Below are 17641 nucleotides of genomic sequence, written 5' to 3'. Positions count from 1 at the left end.
CCCGAGCCGCCCGTGCGGTGCGTGCAGCTTCTGCCAGCAGGGCCTGCAGAACCATTGCCTGGACATGCGCTACTACGGCAGCGCCATGCGCACGCCGCACGTGCAGGGCGCCTTCCGCCAGCAGATCGTGGTCGAGCAGCACCAGGCGCATCGGCTGGCCGATTCGGTGAGCGACGGCGAAGGCTCGATGGCCGAGCCCTTTGCGGTGGCGCTGCATGCGGTGCGGCGCGCCGGCTCGTTGCTCGGCAAGCGCGTGCTGGTCACGGGCTGCGGGCCGATCGGTGCGTTGGCGATCATCGCGGCGCGGCGCGCGGGCGCCAGCCACATCGTCGCCACCGACGTCGGCGCGCACACGCTGGGCAAGGCGCTCAAGGTGGGCGCCGACGAGGTCGTCAACGTGGCGGACGAGCCCGAAGGCCTGGCACGCTTCACCGCCGACAAGGGCAGCTTCGACGTGCTGTTCGAGGCCAGCGGCAATGCGCGCGCCCTGGTCGGGGCCTTCGACGCGCTGCGCCCGCGCGGCATCATCGTGCAGCTGGGGCTGGGCGGCGACATGACGCTGCCGATCAACACCATCGTGGCCAAGGAGTTCGACCTGCGCGGTGCCTTCCGCTTTCATGAGGAGTTTGCGGTGGCGGTGGAGCTGCTCAACAAGGGGCTGGTCGACGTGAAGCCGCTGATTTCGGCCACGCTGTCGTACCGCGATTCCGCGCGTGCGTTCGCGCTCGCGGCCGACCGCACGCAGGCGATGAAGGTGATCCTGAACTTCGACTAGAGCCTTGCGCATCCTGCTCATCGATCCCGGGCTGGTGCCCGCCACCGGCCACAACCAGGCGATGCTGCAGGAACTGGACGCGGCGATCCGCGAGGGAGACGGCACGGCCACGTTGGTCTGCGCATGCGCGCGGCAGGTCGATACCCGCCATTTCGCACATCTGGCTTGCGAAGTACGCCCCGTCTTCCGGTTTCACGGCTATGCAAGATGGCGTGCCAGCGACGCGGCGCAGTTTGCAAGTCCGACATTCTTCGAAGATGTGTGCATCGAAGATCTGTCGAGCCTGCCGCTTCAGGACTTCGACATCGTGCTGATGCCGACCGCGTATCCCTTCCACCTGGCGGCACTGGCCACCTGTGGCGAGCGCTTTCCGCAGCTGCGAATCGCATGCGGCCTGTTGATGCCACCGCGCTTCTGGGCAGCGGACGAGGCATCGGTGGCCATGCTCGAAGCCGCCATGCACCGCGCGGTGCTTCTTCTCGGCAAGCGCGAAAACACCCTGCTCTACTCCGAGTCCGGCCAGTGCCGCATCGGATCGGCGCTGGTATCCACCCCATGCCTCTTGCCGCCTGCGTCGCGCGCGACTCTGCGCCAGATGCAGCAACTCTGCCGCGACGTTCCATCGACTTTTGGCGGCGCGCTGCGCCTCGGCTTCCTTGGTCAACCCGAGGTGCGCAAGGGGTTCGCGCATGTCGAGGCGCTGGTGCAGGCCGGCTTGCCTGCCGGCGTCTCGTTGACGGTGCGGCTGCCACCCGGCTGGGAGGCGCTTTGCGCGAAGTGGACGGCCGATGCACCCGCAGTGGACGCAACAAGCGCGCCCATGGACAACCGGGCCTTTCTCGACGCGATGGCTTCCGTCGATGTGGTGCTGGCGTTCTATTCCCCGGGGCACCACCGCGAGCAGATGTCGGGCATCGTGGCCGAGGCGATCTGCCTCGGAAAACCCTTGCTCATTGCCATTGGTTGCGATGCACTGATCGACTTTCTCGCCAGGCAAGCGCCCGGCAGCTACCTCTGCCAACCCTATGGACTCGAAGGCCTGGTCGCCGCACTGACGGCATCACCCGGATCGTGGCGCAGCAGGGCTCTCGCAGCGCGCGCATCGGCAGCCGCCATGCAGGAGTTGAAATCCGCCGACCGATACCTTGCCATTGTTTCCGGCTGACCAGGCGCATGAAGCGACCGCCTCGGCACGTCACCGGCTTCGCTGGTGCCCGACCTCGAAGTCATTGCGCCCGCTGCGATCCACGCCTTTGAGCAGCCACAGCGGCCGTTGCGCGAAGTTGACGGCGACGCCGCTCTTGCCATCCGCCGGACGCAGGCCGCGCTCGAACACCGACGTCGCCGGCATGTAGCGCAGCGCGACACCGGTGCGGCGTTTCGTCGACGTGTTGGCCTTGGCGCCGTGGATCATGTAGACGTCGTGCAGCGACATCTGGCCCGCCTGCAGTTCGAGATCGACTGCATCGGCTTCGTCGAACGCGCCTTCGGCCATGCGCTGGTTCAGCGTGAGGTCGGTGCGGTCTTCGTGAAGATGCGGGTGCAGCACCTCGCCGACATGCGAGCGCGGGATCACGCGCAGGCAGCCGTTCTCGACGGTCGACTCTTCCAGCGCAACCCATACCGTGCAATTGGCGAGCGGGCGAATCGGCCAGTAATGCCCGTCCTGGTGCCACGGCGTCTCGAAGCCTTCCGACGGCGGCTTGCAGAAGACGTGGCATCCCCAGAGGATCACGTCGTCACCCATCACGCCGGAAACGAGTTCGACGATCTCCGGATCCATTGCAAGTTCGAGGAACTGCCGGCTGCCGCGCACGCCTTCGCCGTTGTCGCCTTCGATGTGGGCCGAGACGAGCTTCTCGGGCCGCACGCCGGGGTTGTCGCGGATCAGCGCATCGAGCGCCTCGCGCATCTGCGTCACGCGATCGGGCGCGAGGCGAAACCGCGGGATCACATAGCCTTCGGCGGCGTAGTGCGCGATCTCGCTGTCCGATAACCGCGCCATGGCTAGCCTCTGACGAACAGCGTCACCAGCGGCTCATCGCCCACCTGGCGGCTCCAATGGCCATGCACCGCCGCGTCGAAGGTCGCGCCTTCGGGCAGCGCATCATCGGAATAGAAATGCTCGCCGGGCTTGAAGACACGCGACACGCCGCCCTGCAGACCGATCTCCATCTGCCCCTGCAGGATGAAGACCCACTGCGGCGTGGTCGTGCAATGGAACTGGCTGCGAAAACCCACCGGGCTATGGCGCAACTGGTAGCCCGGCGATGAAAACAGCTTCGACAACTGCGATGCCGGCGTGCCCTCCGCGAGTTCGACAGGTTCCTCCCGAAAACGCGCCTTGCCGTCGGTATCGGTGAACAGGATGATCTTGTTGAAGATGGTCATGTCGTGCAGGTCTTTCGATCAATCGAGGCGCACGCCGCTGGTACCGTGGAACACGTGCGCGTTGGCCGGATCGAGCGCGAGGTAGACGGTGTCGTCCGGCCCCACGTCGGCGCGGCCGTGCATTACCAGCACCAGTTTCTCGGTGCCGATCTGCAGCAGCAATTCTGTTTCGGCACCGGTGGGCTCGACCACCACGACCTGGGCCGGAATGCCCTGCTTGGCGGGCGCCAGGACCAGATCGGTCGGCCGCACGCCGTAGTGCACCGCCAGGCCATCGCTCACTTTCGCGCCGTCCGGCAACGGCCAGTACGCCCCTTGCGCCTCGACCCAGAAACTGCCCTCCACCTTGCGCACCGTGCCGGCCAGCACGTTCATCGAGGGCGAGCCGATGAACTGCGCCACGAACAGGTTGCCGGGCCGGTCGAACAACTCGAGCGGCGTGCCGATCTGCTCGATGATGCCGTCGTGCATGACCACGATGCGGTCGGCCATGGTCATGGCTTCGATCTGGTCGTGCGTCACATAGACGGTGGTGGTCTTCAGCCGCTGGTGCAGCGCCTTGATCTCGGCGCGCATTGCAACGCGCAGCTTGGCGTCGAGGTTGGACAACGGCTCGTCGAACAGGAACACCTTGGGGTCGCGCACGATGGCGCGGCCCATCGCCACCCGCTGGCGCTGGCCGCCGGACAGTTCGCGCGGATAGCGCTCGAGCAGCTTGTCGAGGTTGAGGATCTTCGCAGCGTTGGCCACGCGCTCCGCCGTGATGCCCTTGTCGGCGTCGCGCAGGCGCAGGCTGAAGGCCATGTTCTCGCCGACCGTCATGTGCGGATACAGCGCGTAGCTCTGGAACACCATCGCGATGTCGCGGTCCTTCGACTCGAGTTCGTTGACCACCTTGCCGTCGATGAGGATCTCGCCACCGGTGATGTCCTCCAGGCCGGCCAGCATGCGCAGCAACGTGGACTTGCCGCAGCCCGACGGGCCGACCAGAACGACGAACTCGCCATCGGCAATGTCGAAGCCGAGGCCCTTGAGGATGTCTGTCTTGCCGAAGGATTTCTTGATATTGCGGAATGTGACTGAAGCCATTTGGGTCTTCTCCTCGTTCTTGTCGTTCAGCTCTTCACGGCGCCAGCGGTGAGGCCGCCGACCATGTAGCGCTTGAAGGCGTAATAGATGGCCGCGGGTGGCAGCGCGTAGATGAGGCCGGTGGTCATCAGCAGTTCCCACGGCGAATCGTCCGCCGCCAGGAAGTTGCCGAGCGCCACGGCCAGCGTCACGCTCGTGTCCTTCGAAAGCAACAAGAACGCGAAAAGGTATTCGTTCCAGGCCAGCAGCAGTGCGTACGTGCCCACGGCCACCAGCGACGGCACCATCAGCGGCAGGTACACCAGGCGAAACAGTTGCAGCGGCGAGGCGCCGTCCATTCGCGCTGCTTCGTCCAGCTCGTAGGGCAGCTTGTCGGAGGCCTGCTTGAGCACCCAGATGCAGTACGGCGAGGCGATGGTCACCATCGCCAGGATCAGCGACCACTGGCTGTTCAGCAGCCCGTAGTTGCCCATGGTCTTGTACATCGGCACCGCAAGAAACGCGGCGGGAATGAAGTACGTGAACAGCGCCATGTTCAACACCGTGCGACCGCCGCGCACGCGCAGCCGGCTGATCGCAAAGGCCGCGGTGGTCGCGACGAACAGCGTGAGCACGCCCACCGTCACCGCGATGAGCAGCGAGTTCCCGAGCTGCTGCCAGAAGTGGTTGAGGTAGAAGTGCTTCTGCCCGAAGACCGTCGCGAAGTTCTGCAGCGTCGGATGGGTCGGCCACAGGTGGCCGGAGGTTGCGGAGTCCCTCGGCGAGAGGGCGAACAGCACCATGTGATAGACCGGGATCAGCGTCCACAGCGTGACGGGGATACCGATCAGCAGCAGCTTGGCCTCGGTGGCGATGGCCTTGGGTGTCCAGCGCTTGCTCATGTCGACCTCCGGTTCATTTCGACAACCTCTTCATCATGAAGTAGACGAGTGGCAAGACGAGCGGCATCGCAACGACGATCGACGCCATCGACAAGTCCACCTGGTCCAGCCGCAGGTAACGAATGCCCAGCGTCGCCAGCACGTGCGTCATGTCGGCAGGGCCGCCGCCGGTGAGCAGGTAGACGCTGTTGAAGTCACCCAGCGTCCAGATCATCGAGAGGATGGTCGAGGTGAGGTACAGCGTCTTCAGCGCCGGCCAGCTGATGAACTTGAATTTCTGCCACGACGTGGCGCCATCGACGGAGGCGGCCTCGTATTGCTCGCTCGGAATCGCGAGCCGCCCCGCCACGAGGATCAGTGTCCAGAACGGCAGCGACTTCCACACGTGCATCAACATCGCGAACGTCAGCGCCAGCGTTGGATCGTTGAGCCAGTTGGGCCCATCGGCGCCGGTCAGCCGGAAGATGGTCGTGTTGATCACGCCCCACTCCGGGTTGAGCATGAAGCGCACCGACAAGATGGTCGGGATCGACGGCATCGCCCACGGCAGGATGAACAGCGCCGACACGATCTTGATCCACCAGCGTGTCTGCACGAAGAAGCCCGACAGCACCAGCGCCACGATCATCTTGATGTTGATGGCGACGACCAGGAACACGAAGGTGTTGACCACCGAGCGCAGGAAGATCGGGTCGGCTTCCAGGTGGACGTAGCTCTGCGGATGCCGCGCCAGCCAGAGGCCATAGCCCACCGGGTACAGCACGAACACCAGGAAGATCAGCAAGTAAGGCAAGACCATCCACCGGCCCCAGGCCTGCCATCGGTCTTTGCCCCGGGTGGCGGGTGGCGTCGCGGGTGGCGTGGCGGCCACGGCAATTGCAGAGCTGCTCATGGGATGCCCCTCATTCAAAAACAATCCGATTCCCGGAACACCACGGAACCGGCTTTTGCCGGCTCGCGGGTGTCGGGAGCGATTACTTGGCGACGACCTTGATGCGCTCGATCATCTCGTCCACGGCCTTGTCGACCGCGATCTTGTCGGTCACGACGCGGCTCATCGCCTTGGCCCACACGTTCTCGTTGTTGAGAATGGTGAACTTGTAGTTCTTCGTGAATTCGAAGGTCACCGTGCCGCTGGCGTACTGGTTGAACACCGACTTGCGGTGCTCATTGGCCTGCCAGAACGGACGTGCCTGGCCTTCCTTGGTCACCGGGAACCAGCGGCCGAGCGCGCCTTCCACATAGGGCGTCAGGTTCTCTTCCTGCAGCAGGAACGACACGAACTCCTTCGCACGCGCCTTGTTCTTGGCTTCCTTGAACACCACCCCAGTCTTCACCGCCGTGCGGTAGACCATCTTGCCGCCGTCGGGCTTGTTGGGGAAGCCTGCCGTGCGGATGCGTTCGGTGAAGTTCTTCTTGGCCTCTTCGCGCTGTTCCGGCGTGAGGGTCTGGTTGTCCATGTCGTCGAGCCACTTGGCCGCGATCGAGATGGTCGCGTTGTGCGTCATCACTGTCGTCTTGTTGTGGAACGCGACGTTGTTGTCCGGATCCTTCCAGCTCGTCGACGACGGCGGCGTGCAGCCCTTGACGTAGGGCGCGGTGTAGTCGGTGAGCGCGCCGATCAGGCCGGCCTTGACCTTCGGGTCGTCGACCAGCAACTTGCCGTTGTCATCGACCAGCTTCACGTTGTAGGCGTCCATGAAAGTCAGGAACGAATAGAACGAGTCGCTCGAATCCACGCCCATCGGCATGCCGATGCCGAAGGTGCGCTTGCCCGACTTCGCACGGCTGCCCGGCTGGACCTTGTCGCACCAGAACGACCAGTAGTCCTTCCAGCCCGTCGGGATGTCCGACTCCTTGAAGCCGGCTTCCGTCAGCATGTCGAGCCAGTACTCGATGTGCATGGTCTGCTGCTTGATCGGGAAGGCGTAGTAGGCCTTGGCCTTGGTCTTGTCGTCGTAGAGGTAGGTGGTCTCGATGGTATTGGGCGCAAAGCGCGCCTTGATCGGATTGATCACGCTGCTCAGGTCTTCGAGCTTGTCCTCGTAGGCCCACTTGCCGGTGACCTGGAAGTCATACACGTCGGCATATGCCACATCGGGCGGACTGCCGGAGTCGAGCGCCGACACGGTCTTTGGAATCATGTCCTGGACGGGGTACTGCGACAGGTCGATCTTGACGTCCTTGTGCAGTGCCTCGTACTTCTTGATGGCCGCGAACAGCGCTTCGTCCTCGGCCTTGTAGAAGCCCTTGACCCACCAGACGGTGAGCTTTTCCTCGGCGGCCGCCTGGCCGCTGGCCAGGAGCCCCAGCGCGACGAGCGATGCGGCGAACAGCGGTTTCAATTTCATAGCGAGTTGTCTCCTTGATTTGCGGGATGCGTCGATTTCAACGGGAACGGGAACCTGGATGAATGTCTGCAGCCGTGCCGGCCACGGCCTTGAGCCGTGGCGGCGGCCTGCTCAATCGCGGAAGGCGGCGGCGCGAGCCGAGCACGGCCTCGATGTCGGCGCGTGCACCGTCGATCAGCTTGAGGACGGAACGTTCGGCCTTTGCGCCATCGTGGGCGATGACGGCATCCAGCACGGCGCGATGCATCGGCAGCGAGAGCGCCGGTCCATTGCTTCGCGTGGTGGAAATCTCGAAGCTGGTGCGCAGCAAGGCGTTCAAGGCCTTGCTCATTTGCGTGAGCATGCGGTTGCGCGCGGCACGCAACAGGCCATGATGAAACCGCAGGTCATGCGTGACGTAGTCCCCGCCGTTCTCGATGGCGCTCTTCATGCCGTCATAGGCCGATTCGATTTCGTCGATGTCCTCGGCAGTCGCACGCTCTGCCGCCAGCCGCACGGCCGCGGGCTCCACCACGCGGCGCAGGTCTTGCAGGTCGCGCAGGAATTCCGGCGTCAGGCCCACGCGAGCCTGCCAGGTAATGACGTCGGGGTCGAACCAGTTCCACACGTCCTGCGGCAGCACGCGGCTGCCGACCTTGGGGCCTGTCACGACCAGGCCCTTGGCCGCAAGCGCCTTGATCGCCTCTCGCACCACGGTGCGGCTCACGCCCAGTTCTTCGCCCAGGATCGGCTCCGGCGGGATGATGCCGCCCTCGCGATAGCGACCCGCGACGATGGCCTCGCCAAGCAGGTCGACCGTGTGGCCATGGGCGTTCTTGACCATCGGCGGCCGGTCCAAAGTTCAGGAATCCACCGGCGTCAACAACGGCTGGCCCGCGAAATGGGCGCGCAGGTTGTCGAAGGTGAGCTGCCCCATGGCCTCGCGCGTCTGCCGCGTGCCGCTGCCGATGTGCGGCGTGAGCACCACGTTCGCCATCTCGCGCAACTCGACGGGCACGTTGGGCTCGTCGACGAACACATCGAGCGCCGCGCCGGCAATTTCGCCCGCCTGCAGCGCGGCGATGAGCGCGGGCTGGTCGACCACGCTGCCGCGCGCCACGTTGATCAAGTAGCCGTGCGGGCCGAGCGCCTTCAGCACCTTCGCATCGATCATGCCGCGCGTCGCAGCGCCGCCGGGTGTAATGACCACGAGGAAGTCGACCGCTTCCGCCAGAGCCGCGGCAGAGGGGTAGTAGGTGTACGGCACGCCGGCGCGCGGCGAGCGCGCGGTGTACGAAATCTCCATCCGGAAAGCCAGCGCCCGGTCTGCGATGGCCTGGCCGATGCGGCCGATGCCGACGATGCCCAGCCGTGCGCCGGTCACCTTGCGCGCCAGTGCGATCGGGCCGTTGGCCCAGGAGCCGTTGCGCACGAAACGGTCGGCCTGCGGTATGCGCCGTGCGATGGACAGCAACAGGCCGATGGCCAGGTCTGCCACGTCATCGTTCAACACCTCCGGCGTGTTGGTGACCGGCACGCCGCGCTCGTGCGCCGCAGCCACGTCGACACCGTCGTAGCCCACGCCGAACACGGAGATCACTTCGAGCGCGGGCAACCTGGCGATGAGTTCGCGCGGCACCTTGGCTTCGCCGTTGGCAACCACGGCGCGGATGCGCGGCGCCACCGCCGCAAAGGCATCGGGGTCACTGACGTGGATGCGGTCATGCACCGTGTACTCGCCGCGCAGCGCCTCCATGAGGAACGGCATCAGCGGCGCGACGGCCAGGACTTCAGTCTTGTCGGTCATGACTTGATACCCACCTTTTCGACCAGCTGCTTGAAGTACGCGTGGTCTCGCTCCATGGCCTTGCCGAAGGCGTCGGCGTCGAGGTAGGCGAAGCCGAGGTTGAGCTTTTCGAGCGACTCGCGCATGGCCGGGTCCGCGGCCGTCTTGCGTGCAGCCTCGCGCAATGCATCGACTACCGCCGTCGGCGTGGCCTTGGGTACGGCCAGGCCGCGCCAGGTGCCGATCGACAAGTCGATCTTGCGCTCCTTCAGCGTGGGCACCTTGTCGAAACTCTTGAGCCGCTCGTCGGCCATGACCGCCAGTATCTTGAGCTTGCCGCCCTGCACATGCGCGGAGACTTCGCCGGGACTGACCGAGACCGCGTCGATATGGCCGCCGAGCAGCGCCACCACGCCGGGCGCGGCGCCCTGGTAGGGCACATGGTTGAACTTCACGCCCGTCTTGTCTTCGAAGCCCGCTGCCGCGAGATGCCAGATCGAGCCATTGCCCGAATTGCCGACCTTCATTTCGCCCGGCTTGGCCTTCGCCGCCGCGATGAACTCCTCGATGGTGTTCCACGGCGCATCGCTCTTCACGGTGATGGCCGCGGGGTCGGCGTTCAGCCGTGCGACCGGACGGAAATCGGCATAGGTGAACTTGGAAAGATTCAAGTGCGGCAGGATGACCAGTTCGGCGATCACCACGCTCACCTTGTAGCCGTCGGCCTTGCTGTTGAGCACGTCGCTCATGCCGACCACGCCGCTGGCACCGGGCTTGTCGTTGACGATGAAAGGCTGCGCGAAGTTCTTCTTGGCAAGCTCGGAAAAGCTGCGGGCCAGGGCGTCGGTGCCGCCGCCGGCCGATGCGGGCACGACAAGCTCCACGGGCTTGGCCGGATAGTCCTCGGCAAAGGCCGCGAAGGACGTTGGCAACAGCATGGCGCCGAGGCCCTGCAGGACTTGGCGGCGATGCGCCAGAGGGGAGTTACGCATGTGTGTGTCTCTCTGTTTCTTCACTCGGAAACCCTAGCCCGGAGGCGCTCATCGCGGCTTATCATATGATGATTGAACTGGCCAGCCCTGCAGGGAAACCCTGACCTCCGGCCTCCAGAAAACATGCAATACGGAGATGAAAACCGATGCACTTGGTCGCGGTCGATTGGGGCACAAGCTCCTTGCGTGGCGCCCTGCTCGACGAGACCGGAGAGGTGCTCCGCGAGCAGAGCCATCCACGCGGCATCCTGAGCATTCCTCCAGGCGGCTTCGCCGATGTGTTCGAGTCGCTCTTCGCCGAATGGATGCGGCCCGAAGGCACGCGCTGCATCATCTCCGGCATGGCCGGCAGCCAGCAAGGCTGGATCGAGGCGCCCTACTGCGCCTGCCCCGCGGGGCTCGACGAAGTGGCGCGCAGCATCATCGACATCCAGCCGGGCCGCATCGCGCTGTTGCCGGGCCTGCGCGATGAGCATTCCGGCGTGCCCGACGTCATGCGCGGCGAGGAGGTGCAGATCTTCGGTGCGATGGCGCTCACGGGCTTGCGCGACGGACTCTTCGTGCTGCCGGGCACGCACAACAAGTGGGCACGCGCGAAAGGCGGCCGCGTGGAGGGCTTTCGTACCTTCATGACGGGCGAGTTCTATGCGCTGTTGAGCCAGCACTCCATCCTCGCCCGCACGCTCGATGCCGATGCCCCGCTCGATGAAGCCGCCTTCCTGCAAGGCGTCACGCAGACCCACAACCGCGAAGGGCTGCTGCACAACGCATTCGGCGCGCGCACACTGGCGTTGTTCAACCGCATGCCGAAGTCGCAGTTGTCGAGCTACCTGTCAGGGTTGCTCATCGGCGAGGAACTGCGCACGCAGTCGCTGCAAACGACGAGCGAGGTGGTGCTGATCGGCTCCGCCGCCCTCACCCAACGCTATGCATTGGCGCTCGGCGCTGCCGGCGTCCTCACGCGCACGCTGGGCGCCGAAGCCACATGGGCCGGGCTGCACGCACTGGCCAACACCCAAGGACGCCGCACATCATGACCGCACTCGACAGTTTCAAGGCTGCCATTCAGCAACTTCCCCTCATCGCAATCCTGCGCGGACTCACGCCGGCCGAGGCCGCCGCCGTGGGCGATGCCATCGTCGAGCCCGGCTTTCGCCTGCTCGAGGTGCCGCTCAATTCCCCGCAGCCGCTGGAGAGCATCGCGTTGATGCGCAAGCGATTTCCGCAAGCGCTGGTCGGCGCGGGCACAGTGCTGAGCGCGCAGCAGGTGCGCGAGGTGCATGCGGCCGGCGGGCAGCTCATCGTGTCGCCCAATTTCAATGCGGAGGTCATCGCCGAGGCGGCCCGGCTCGACTTGGTGAGCCTGCCCGGCGTGATGACGCCCACCGAGGCCTTCGGCGCGTTGGCCGCGGGCGCCACCGGCCTCAAGCTGTTCCCGGCCGAGCTGGCCTCGCCATCGGTCGTGAAGGCCCTGTTGGCGGTGCTGCCGGCGGGCACGCCGCTGATGCCGGTGGGCGGCATCGCGCCGCACAACATGGCCGAATGGCGCGCCGCGGGCGCGGCCGGCTTCGGCATCGGCTCGTCGCTCTACAAGCCCGGCAAGGCCGCGGCCGCCGTGCGCGAGGACGCCATTCGATTCGTGTCGGCCTGGACCGGCACCACCACCGCTTGAGGACCACCATGGTCGAATCCATCATCAAGGGCAACATCCTCGAGACCCCCGACGCGCAATATGCCAGCCCGCGCGTGCGCAAGCTGCGCGAAGACCTCGCGCTGGCCCTGCGCGCCGCGGCGCACCACGGGCTGTCGGAAGGCGTCTGCAACCACTTCAGCGTGCTGTTGCCGGGCCCGAAAGGCCGCTACCTCATCAACCCGCGCGGCCTGCACTGGAGCGAAGTCTGCCCCGATGACATCGTGTTGATCGACGTGCATGGCGAGGTGCTCGCGGGCCGGCATCGCGTCGAGCCGACCGCTCTCTTCATCCATGGCGCGGTGCATCGCCTCACAGGCCATGCGGTGGTGCTGCATTGCCATATGCCTTATGCCACGGCGCTCACGCTGACCAGCGACCGCGCGCTCGACCCCACCTTGAGCCAGAACGCGATGCGCTACATGGGTCGCATCGCCATCGACACCCAATACAACGGCCTCGCACTCGACGATGCCGAGGGCGAGCGCATCGCCCGGGCGATGGTCGGCAAGGATGTGGCCTTCCTCGCGAACCACGGCGTGATCGTGGCCGGCGCGACCATTGCGCATGCCTACGACGACCTCTACTACCTGGAGCGCAGTTGCATGCATCAGGTGATCGCGCAGCAGACCGGGCGGCCGCTGGCGCCGGTCGACGCAGCGCTGGCGGCGCGCGTGGCGGCGCAGATCCAGGGCGAGCGCGAGCAGTCCGACTTGTTCTTCGAGGCGTTGCGCCGACTGCTGCCGGCGCCGCGCTGATGGCTGATGGCTGATGGCTGATGGCTGATGGCTGATGGCTGATGGCCGATGGCCGATGGCTGGACGCTGGAGCGCGGACTCGCGGTGCCCAAGAGCGCTCCAAATCCAGCGAGATCAAGGAAGAGTTCGATCTTGAACTCTTACCCGCGAACATCCATCGGCCCCGGCGATTCCCGACTGGCCACGTTTTCCTGCCGCGCCAGAACCCGGTCTCTCACCTTCAACACCGCTTGCGCGCCTGCTTGCGCAAATCGATGCACAACGAGAGGTAGACGCGCGTCGAGATCCTGTGATCGTTGCCCGTGCGCAATCGCTGCAAGCGCGTCGAAGCCACGGCAGACCCCGCTCGCGACCAGGCCGGTCACAGCAAGCATCGCCACCGTGTGAATGCCGACGGCCGCGAGTGCCAGCCACAGCGAGTCCAATGCCGTGCCTTGCCGCGCCGCCCCGTCACCCATGCACAGCGGGGCCAACGCCGGCACCAGCATCAACCCGGCGCCATGCGCCGTGGACATCATGAAGGACCAGAGCGCCAGCCCTATATGCCCCGCCGGGCCGCGGGCCGCCGCAGGTGCGCGGCCCGACAGGTGAACCCCTGCGGCGAGCAACATCAGGCCGCCAGCAAGGACTTGCCGCACCACCCGATCCATCACCACGCCGAATGCCACCGCGGCAACCACGAGCGCCACCGACGCGGCATGGCCGGCGGCGATCGGCAACAAGGCTCGCAGCGCCTGCGTCCGATTGCGCGAACGCATGCCCCAGGCCGCAGCCAGCATCCAGCCGCTGGACGGATTCAGCCCGTGAAAGGCGCCGAGCCCCGCGACCGCAAGCCATGGCCACAGGTTTGCCATGATGTGCTCAGGCTTCCGAGTGGCAGCACGCACCGGCCGCAGGCGCAGGCTTCTCGATCGGTGCCGGCTCGTAGCGGTCGTGGTGACGCACCCAGTCCATCGTGAAAGCCGGGTTGTGCTCGTCGCGGCCCTTCGGCATGAGATCGAGCATGTTGTACGTGCCCATCATCACTTCGACGCCGCGCCCGTAGGTCGAGTAGGTGTGGAAGACGTCGCCCGCATCGTCCTTGTAGAACACGCTGACGCCGGGCAATTCCTCGCTCATGAAGGGACGCTTGCCATAGTTGTAGTCGACCTCGCCGCTCACCCGCTCCTCGGGCGTGAAGCTGACGCCGAAGTCGTAGTTGAAGTCGCTGCCATTGGAGGACACCCACTTGAACTGCCAGCCCATGCGCTCGCGAAAGCGCTCGATCTCGGCCAGCGGCGCGCGCGAGATGACCAGCACCGTCACGTCGCGGTGCTCGAGGTGGATCTGCATTCCGTCGATGTGGTCGGCCATGAACGAGCAGCTCTGGCAGCCTTGCGCCCAGCCCGGGCCGAGCATGAAGTGCTGCACCAGCAATTGGCGGCGGCCTTCGAAAAGGTCGGCCAGCCGGCGCGGGCCTTCGGGCGTTTCGAAGACGTAGTTCTTGTCGATGCGCGTCCATGGCAGCGCGCGACGTTCGCGGGCGATCTCGTCGCGCAGGTGCGTCAGTTCCTTTTCGCGATCGAGCAGCGCCTTGCGCTCGGCAATCCATCTGTCCCTGGAGACGACGGGATGGTTCACTGTCGAATCGGCTTCGGTGGTCGCTGTGTTCATGATGAAGTGCTCCTTGGTTGGGTTGGACAAGCCGTTCAGTTGCCGTGTTCAGTTGCCGTGTCTAGTTGTCGTGTCTGGGGCGGCGCACGGCGCGGACCTTTCCGCTCGAGCCGCCACCGCAATAGAAGAGATCGGCGCCGTCGGATTCGAGGCCGCTGATGCCAATGCCGATCGGCATCTCGAGCCGCTCGATCACCGTGCCGCTTTGGGGGTCGATGCGGCGAATCTCGCTGGCGTCGCCTTCCCAGGTGGCGTGCCACAACTCGCCGTCGACCCAGGTCACGCCGGTGACGAAGCGGTTCGATTCGATGGTGCGAATGACCGCGCCGGTGTCCGGATCGATCTGGTGGATCTTGCGGTCGCGATACTGGCCGACCCACAGGCTGCCCTCCGCCCAGGTGAGCCCCGAGTCGAAGCCATGGCCCGGCGCCGGGATCGAGGCCAGCACGTCGCCCGTGACCGGATCGATCTTGTCGATGCGCTGCTCGGCGATCTGGTAAAGGTGCGTGCCGTCGAAGGCGGTGCCGGCGTCGCACGCGCGGTCGAGCGTGCGCGTGGTCTCGCCGCTGTCGGGATCGAAGGCGACCAATCTGGTGCCGGTGGCGGCCCAGACCCGATGGCCATCATGGGTCACGCCGGCGATCTTGTCGGCGCCGGCGAAGGGGCCGTATTCGCGCACGATCTCGGCCTCCTGGACCGTCGCGCGGGGCGCGCCCTTGCCTGTCTTGATTGCGTTGCTGCTCATTGCTGGCTCCTTGTCGTGCGCCTTGGTTCAGCGCGTGGAGACAACTCTATTCAATCGGCAGCGCAGCGGGGAGTAACAAGATCGTCGTGAATCCTGCGAGCGGCGGCGACAGCCAGCGACGCGCCCGCGCCTGTCCGATGGCGCGCACTCTTCCCTCTGCCTCGAGTTCGACGAGCGCACGCTGCACCGTGCGCTGGCTGGCCCCCAGCGCCAGCGCGAGGGCCGAGGTCGACCACGCAGCGCCGTCGGAGAGCAGCGCCACCAGCGATGCCTGGTCGCCATCGATGGGCGGCGCCAGCACGACGACGGCGCGCGCATCGTGCGGCTGGAGCACGAAGCCCCGCGCGGTGGCCTCGATCTGCGCCATCGACTTGACGAGCGCGCGCAGGCGGCCGATCTCGACCCGCAGGCGCGCGCGGTGCGTCTCGTCGGGATGGCCTGTGCGAAAGGCGCATTCGATCAAGGCTTCGCGATCGACATCGCCTGGCCATGCCTCGGCAAGCGTGCGCGCCAGGGCGAACAGCACCGGCCGGCGTGCCAGCGGCAGCCACGCATCGGCGACATGCACCCTGTGACGCAGGGCGTCGATCACCAGCGCGTCCGAGTCCAGCAGCGCGGCGACCTCATCGAGGCGCAGCGCCTGCTCGCCGCCGGCGAAGATGCGCCGCGCAGCGGGACGGCCGAGCGCGGCCTCGGCCTCCTCCACCTCGCCCCTCAGCGCCGGCACGCGGGCGCGCTCCGCAGCCTCACGCGCACGGGCGAGTGCGGCCTGCGCCGGGCCGATGCGCAGCGAACGCAGCGCGAGTTCCGCAGCGGTCAACTCGGCCACCGCTGCCAGCGAGGGCGGCAGGCCGCGTGGATCGAGTCGTGCGAGCGCCAGGGCAGCCTCGTCGAGACGGCCCAGCAGCACGAGACGGCGCGTCGCAATCAGCCGCGCCTGCAGCGCGTTGGCATGGTCGGCGCGGGCTTCGAGCGTGCTCGCCGCCGAAGTCAGCGACCGCGGCGAGCCGCCGAGGTCGCGCATCGCCAGCGCCACTTCGGCTTCGGCGACCACGCAGCGCGCGCGGGACAGCTCTTCATGGGCGCCGAAGCCACGCGCGGCGCGGCGCAGCAATTCGCGGGCGCGCGCGAGTTCGCCCAGCTGGGCCATGGCAATGCCGCGCAGCGCCAGCGCCGGCGGATCGTCGCGCAGGGCGACCCGCTTGAGCGCGCCGAGCGCATCGCCGGCGGCAAGCGCGCGCGCGGAGGCGGCAATCAGTGAATCCATGACGACAGGCTAATTTGTCCGTGCCGGCGAGGCCGCGAGATGGCCCATCAGATCCTGATTTCCGAGCCCCGCCTTCCCTGATGGCCGCCTGACGGGTTGCACAACTTCATGACACTTCGCTCTACGCTTACACGCGGTTGACATAAGGGGTCCACCATGAAGGCACTTGTTCCCCACATGGAGTTATCAATGAAAAAGCTCACTTTCGCAGTTGCCGCAGCGGCCTTGCTGTCGCTCGGTGCCGTTGGGACTGTTGCGCAAGCGCAGCCCTCGATCAACGCGCAGGTCTATCTGTCACCGCCCGTGGTCGTACCCGCACCTCCGGTCTATGTGCCGCCGGCGCGCGTGTATTACGCACCCCCGCCGCCCCGCCGGTTTTACGACCGCGAGCGCGCCCACCGCTGGGACGAGCGCCACAGCTACTACCGCCATGATCGCGACGGCGACGGCGTGCCGAACCGGTACGACCGCGCGCCCAACAACCCCTATCGCCGCTGAAGCCGCGTGTCAGGCCATGTCAGGCCGCGTCAGCGTCGACAGCCTGCTCAGCGCGCCGCCGCATAGGCCGGCGCCTCGCTCGACAGGCTCTGCTTGACCTGGCGCGTCAGCGCGTCGGCAAGCACTTCGATCTGGCCCGCCTCGACGCCTTCCAGCGCCTGGCGGGCCACGTCGTCCGGGGACGCCTTCGGCCCCGGGATCCCGGCGGTCATGTCTGTCTCCATGAACGCAACATGCAGGCTCGTGACTTGCGTGCCCTGCGCGCGCAGCGCCTCGCGCAACCCGTTGCTCAACGACCATGCGGCCGATTTCGATGCGCTGTAGGTCGCCGAGGTGGGCAGGCTGAGCCAGCTCAGCACCGACAACACATTGAGGATCGCGCCCCCGCCATTGGCCTCGAGCACCGGCGCGAAGGCACGGGCCATCGCCCAGGAACCAAAGAAGTTGGTATCGAATTCGGCGCGTGCCGCGTCGAAGGCTTCGGCCGGTCCAAGCAGCGCGCCGCCACGAGAGATGCCGGCGTTGTTGATCAACAGCGTCACGTCGCCGCATGCCCTGGCCGCAGTCTCGACCTGCGCGGCGTTCGTCACGTCAAGCGCAACCGGCGTCACGCCAGCGAGGGTGATGCTCGCCGGATCACGCGCGGCGCCATAAACCTTCTTCGCGCCAGCGGAGAGCGCCGCCCTCGCAAAGGCCAGCCCCAGCCCACGATTGGCACCGGTCACGAAGACCACGGAGTCCTTGAGTTTCATCAGCGTCTTTCGGTTGTCTGTAGATAAAAATGAG

20 protein-coding genes are annotated in these 17641 nt (G+C 66.2%); 6 read left to right on the top strand and 14 right to left on the bottom strand.

What is annotated here, in order from left to right; translation table 11 throughout:
• Together WKW80_RS26810 and WKW80_RS26805 are read left to right on the top strand one after the other, a co-directional pair.
• On the top strand, positions 1-775 hold a 775-nt coding region (locus WKW80_RS26810; protein ID WP_340366623.1), incomplete at its 5' end, for an L-idonate 5-dehydrogenase.
• A gap of 4 nt (positions 776-779) precedes the next feature.
• Positions 780-1940: a hypothetical protein gene (locus tag WKW80_RS26805; RefSeq protein ID WP_340366622.1), complete on the top strand. Its 1161-nt coding sequence runs from the start codon at positions 780-782 to the stop codon at positions 1938-1940.
• A 30-nt stretch (positions 1941-1970) separates the two neighbouring features.
• Here the strand turns inward: WKW80_RS26805 and WKW80_RS26800 are convergent, their stop codons facing one another.
• The 9 genes from WKW80_RS26800 to WKW80_RS26760 form a co-directional block, all read right to left on the bottom strand.
• Positions 1971-2780, bottom strand: coding sequence for a phytanoyl-CoA dioxygenase family protein (locus tag WKW80_RS26800; protein WP_340366621.1), 810 nt, complete (start codon positions 2778-2780; stop codon positions 1971-1973).
• A gap of 2 nt (positions 2781-2782) precedes the next feature.
• Entirely contained in the window at positions 2783-3166 is a 384-nt protein-coding gene (locus WKW80_RS26795) for a cupin domain-containing protein (RefSeq protein WP_340366620.1), read from the bottom strand.
• Between the two features lie 18 nt (positions 3167-3184).
• Entirely contained in the window at positions 3185-4255 is a 1071-nt protein-coding gene (locus tag WKW80_RS26790) for an ABC transporter ATP-binding protein (RefSeq protein ID WP_340366619.1), read from the bottom strand.
• Positions 4256-4281: 26 nt separating this feature from the next.
• Entirely contained in the window at positions 4282-5136 is an 855-nt protein-coding gene (locus tag WKW80_RS26785; RefSeq protein WP_340366618.1) for a carbohydrate ABC transporter permease, read from the bottom strand.
• Positions 5137-5149: 13 nt separating this feature from the next.
• Entirely contained in the window at positions 5150-6028 is an 879-nt protein-coding gene (locus WKW80_RS26780) for a carbohydrate ABC transporter permease (RefSeq protein WP_340366617.1), read from the bottom strand.
• A gap of 82 nt (positions 6029-6110) precedes the next feature.
• Positions 6111-7487 carry an ABC transporter substrate-binding protein gene (locus WKW80_RS26775; protein ID WP_340366616.1) on the bottom strand — a complete coding sequence of 459 codons (1377 nt, stop codon included), beginning with the start codon at positions 7485-7487 and terminating at the stop codon, positions 6111-6113.
• A 37-nt stretch (positions 7488-7524) separates the two neighbouring features.
• A complete protein-coding gene (locus WKW80_RS26770; RefSeq protein WP_340366615.1) occupies positions 7525-8310 on the bottom strand; it encodes a FadR/GntR family transcriptional regulator in 786 nt (261 codons plus the stop codon).
• Positions 8311-8328: 18 nt separating this feature from the next.
• The gene (locus WKW80_RS26765; RefSeq protein WP_340366614.1) at positions 8329-9273 is read right to left on the bottom strand and encodes a 2-hydroxyacid dehydrogenase; all 945 of its coding nucleotides are present in this window, start codon (positions 9271-9273) and stop codon (positions 8329-8331) included.
• Positions 9270-10244, bottom strand: coding sequence for a Bug family tripartite tricarboxylate transporter substrate binding protein (locus WKW80_RS26760; RefSeq protein WP_340366613.1), 975 nt, complete (start codon positions 10242-10244; stop codon positions 9270-9272). The genes WKW80_RS26765 and WKW80_RS26760 overlap by 4 nt, the downstream gene beginning before the upstream one ends.
• A gap of 146 nt (positions 10245-10390) precedes the next feature.
• On the opposite strand from WKW80_RS26760, the gene WKW80_RS26755 reads away from it, so the two are divergent.
• From WKW80_RS26755 to WKW80_RS26745, 3 genes are read left to right on the top strand one after another with little or no spacing between them, the layout of a single operon-like run.
• The gene (locus WKW80_RS26755) at positions 10391-11281 is read left to right on the top strand and encodes a 2-dehydro-3-deoxygalactonokinase (protein WP_340366612.1); all 891 of its coding nucleotides are present in this window, start codon (positions 10391-10393) and stop codon (positions 11279-11281) included.
• Positions 11278-11916 carry a 2-dehydro-3-deoxy-6-phosphogalactonate aldolase gene (locus WKW80_RS26750; protein WP_340366611.1) on the top strand — a complete coding sequence of 213 codons (639 nt, stop codon included), beginning with the start codon at positions 11278-11280 and terminating at the stop codon, positions 11914-11916. The genes WKW80_RS26755 and WKW80_RS26750 overlap by 4 nt, the downstream gene beginning before the upstream one ends.
• 8 nt (positions 11917-11924) lie before the next feature.
• Entirely contained in the window at positions 11925-12692 is a 768-nt protein-coding gene (locus tag WKW80_RS26745; protein ID WP_340366610.1) for an aldolase, read from the top strand.
• Positions 12693-12832: 140 nt separating this feature from the next.
• Here WKW80_RS26745 and WKW80_RS26740 read toward each other — a convergent pair whose 3' ends face one another.
• From WKW80_RS26740 to WKW80_RS26725, 4 genes are all read right to left on the bottom strand, one after another.
• Entirely contained in the window at positions 12833-13546 is a 714-nt protein-coding gene (locus tag WKW80_RS26740) for a hypothetical protein (RefSeq protein WP_340366609.1), read from the bottom strand.
• A gap of 7 nt (positions 13547-13553) precedes the next feature.
• Complete coding sequence (locus WKW80_RS26735) at positions 13554-14345, bottom strand: DUF899 domain-containing protein (RefSeq protein WP_340366608.1); 792 nt, start codon at positions 14343-14345, stop codon at positions 13554-13556.
• Positions 14346-14406: 61 nt separating this feature from the next.
• A complete protein-coding gene (locus tag WKW80_RS26730; protein ID WP_340366607.1) occupies positions 14407-15090 on the bottom strand; it encodes a Vgb family protein in 684 nt (227 codons plus the stop codon).
• Between the two features lie 46 nt (positions 15091-15136).
• Entirely contained in the window at positions 15137-16357 is a 1221-nt protein-coding gene (locus WKW80_RS26725) for a helix-turn-helix domain-containing protein (RefSeq protein ID WP_340366606.1), read from the bottom strand.
• Between the two features lie 189 nt (positions 16358-16546).
• On the opposite strand from WKW80_RS26725, the gene WKW80_RS26720 reads away from it, so the two are divergent.
• Positions 16547-16855: a hypothetical protein gene (locus tag WKW80_RS26720; protein WP_340366605.1), complete on the top strand. Its 309-nt coding sequence runs from the start codon at positions 16547-16549 to the stop codon at positions 16853-16855.
• Positions 16856-16902: 47 nt separating this feature from the next.
• Here the strand turns inward: WKW80_RS26720 and WKW80_RS26715 are convergent, their stop codons facing one another.
• The gene (locus WKW80_RS26715) at positions 16903-17607 is read right to left on the bottom strand and encodes an SDR family oxidoreductase (protein ID WP_340366604.1); all 705 of its coding nucleotides are present in this window, start codon (positions 17605-17607) and stop codon (positions 16903-16905) included.
• Between the last annotated feature and the right edge of the window lie 34 nt (positions 17608-17641).

This window comes from Variovorax humicola (genome assembly GCF_037889915.1).
In the GTDB taxonomy this organism is placed as follows: domain Bacteria; phylum Pseudomonadota; class Gammaproteobacteria; order Burkholderiales; family Burkholderiaceae_C; genus Variovorax; species Variovorax humicola.
The sequence above is the reverse complement of the archived record's forward strand: the minus strand, read 5'-3'. Positions and strand labels throughout refer to the sequence as shown.

Bases quoted from the DNA above. Each gene is read 5' to 3' on its own strand.
- WKW80_RS26715 (WP_340366604.1), bottom strand. From the start codon at position 17,607: ATGAAACTCAAGGACTCCGTGGTCTTCGTGACCGGTGCCAATCGTGGG.
- WKW80_RS26740 (WP_340366609.1), bottom strand. From the start codon at position 13,546: ATGGCAAACCTGTGGCCATGGCTTGCGGTCGCGGGGCTCGGCGCCTTT.
- WKW80_RS26720 (WP_340366605.1), top strand. From the start codon at position 16,547: ATGAAAAAGCTCACTTTCGCAGTTGCCGCAGCGGCCTTGCTGTCGCTC.
- WKW80_RS26790 (WP_340366619.1), bottom strand. From the start codon at position 4,255: ATGGCTTCAGTCACATTCCGCAATATCAAGAAATCCTTCGGCAAGACA.
- WKW80_RS26735 (WP_340366608.1), bottom strand. From the start codon at position 14,345: ATGAACACAGCGACCACCGAAGCCGATTCGACAGTGAACCATCCCGTC.
- WKW80_RS26745 (WP_340366610.1), top strand. From the start codon at position 11,925: ATGGTCGAATCCATCATCAAGGGCAACATCCTCGAGACCCCCGACGCG.
- WKW80_RS26795 (WP_340366620.1), bottom strand. From the start codon at position 3,166: ATGACCATCTTCAACAAGATCATCCTGTTCACCGATACCGACGGCAAG.
- WKW80_RS26760 (WP_340366613.1), bottom strand. From the start codon at position 10,244: ATGCGTAACTCCCCTCTGGCGCATCGCCGCCAAGTCCTGCAGGGCCTC.
- WKW80_RS26725 (WP_340366606.1), bottom strand. From the start codon at position 16,357: ATGGATTCACTGATTGCCGCCTCCGCGCGCGCGCTTGCCGCCGGCGAT.
- WKW80_RS26775 (WP_340366616.1), bottom strand. From the start codon at position 7,487: ATGAAATTGAAACCGCTGTTCGCCGCATCGCTCGTCGCGCTGGGGCTC.
- WKW80_RS26800 (WP_340366621.1), bottom strand. From the start codon at position 2,780: ATGGCGCGGTTATCGGACAGCGAGATCGCGCACTACGCCGCCGAAGGC.
- WKW80_RS26755 (WP_340366612.1), top strand. From the start codon at position 10,391: ATGCACTTGGTCGCGGTCGATTGGGGCACAAGCTCCTTGCGTGGCGCC.
- WKW80_RS26750 (WP_340366611.1), top strand. From the start codon at position 11,278: ATGACCGCACTCGACAGTTTCAAGGCTGCCATTCAGCAACTTCCCCTC.
- WKW80_RS26765 (WP_340366614.1), bottom strand. From the start codon at position 9,273: ATGACCGACAAGACTGAAGTCCTGGCCGTCGCGCCGCTGATGCCGTTC.
- WKW80_RS26770 (WP_340366615.1), bottom strand. From the start codon at position 8,310: ATGGTCAAGAACGCCCATGGCCACACGGTCGACCTGCTTGGCGAGGCC.
- WKW80_RS26780 (WP_340366617.1), bottom strand. From the start codon at position 6,028: ATGAGCAGCTCTGCAATTGCCGTGGCCGCCACGCCACCCGCGACGCCA.
- WKW80_RS26730 (WP_340366607.1), bottom strand. From the start codon at position 15,090: ATGAGCAGCAACGCAATCAAGACAGGCAAGGGCGCGCCCCGCGCGACG.
- WKW80_RS26785 (WP_340366618.1), bottom strand. From the start codon at position 5,136: ATGAGCAAGCGCTGGACACCCAAGGCCATCGCCACCGAGGCCAAGCTG.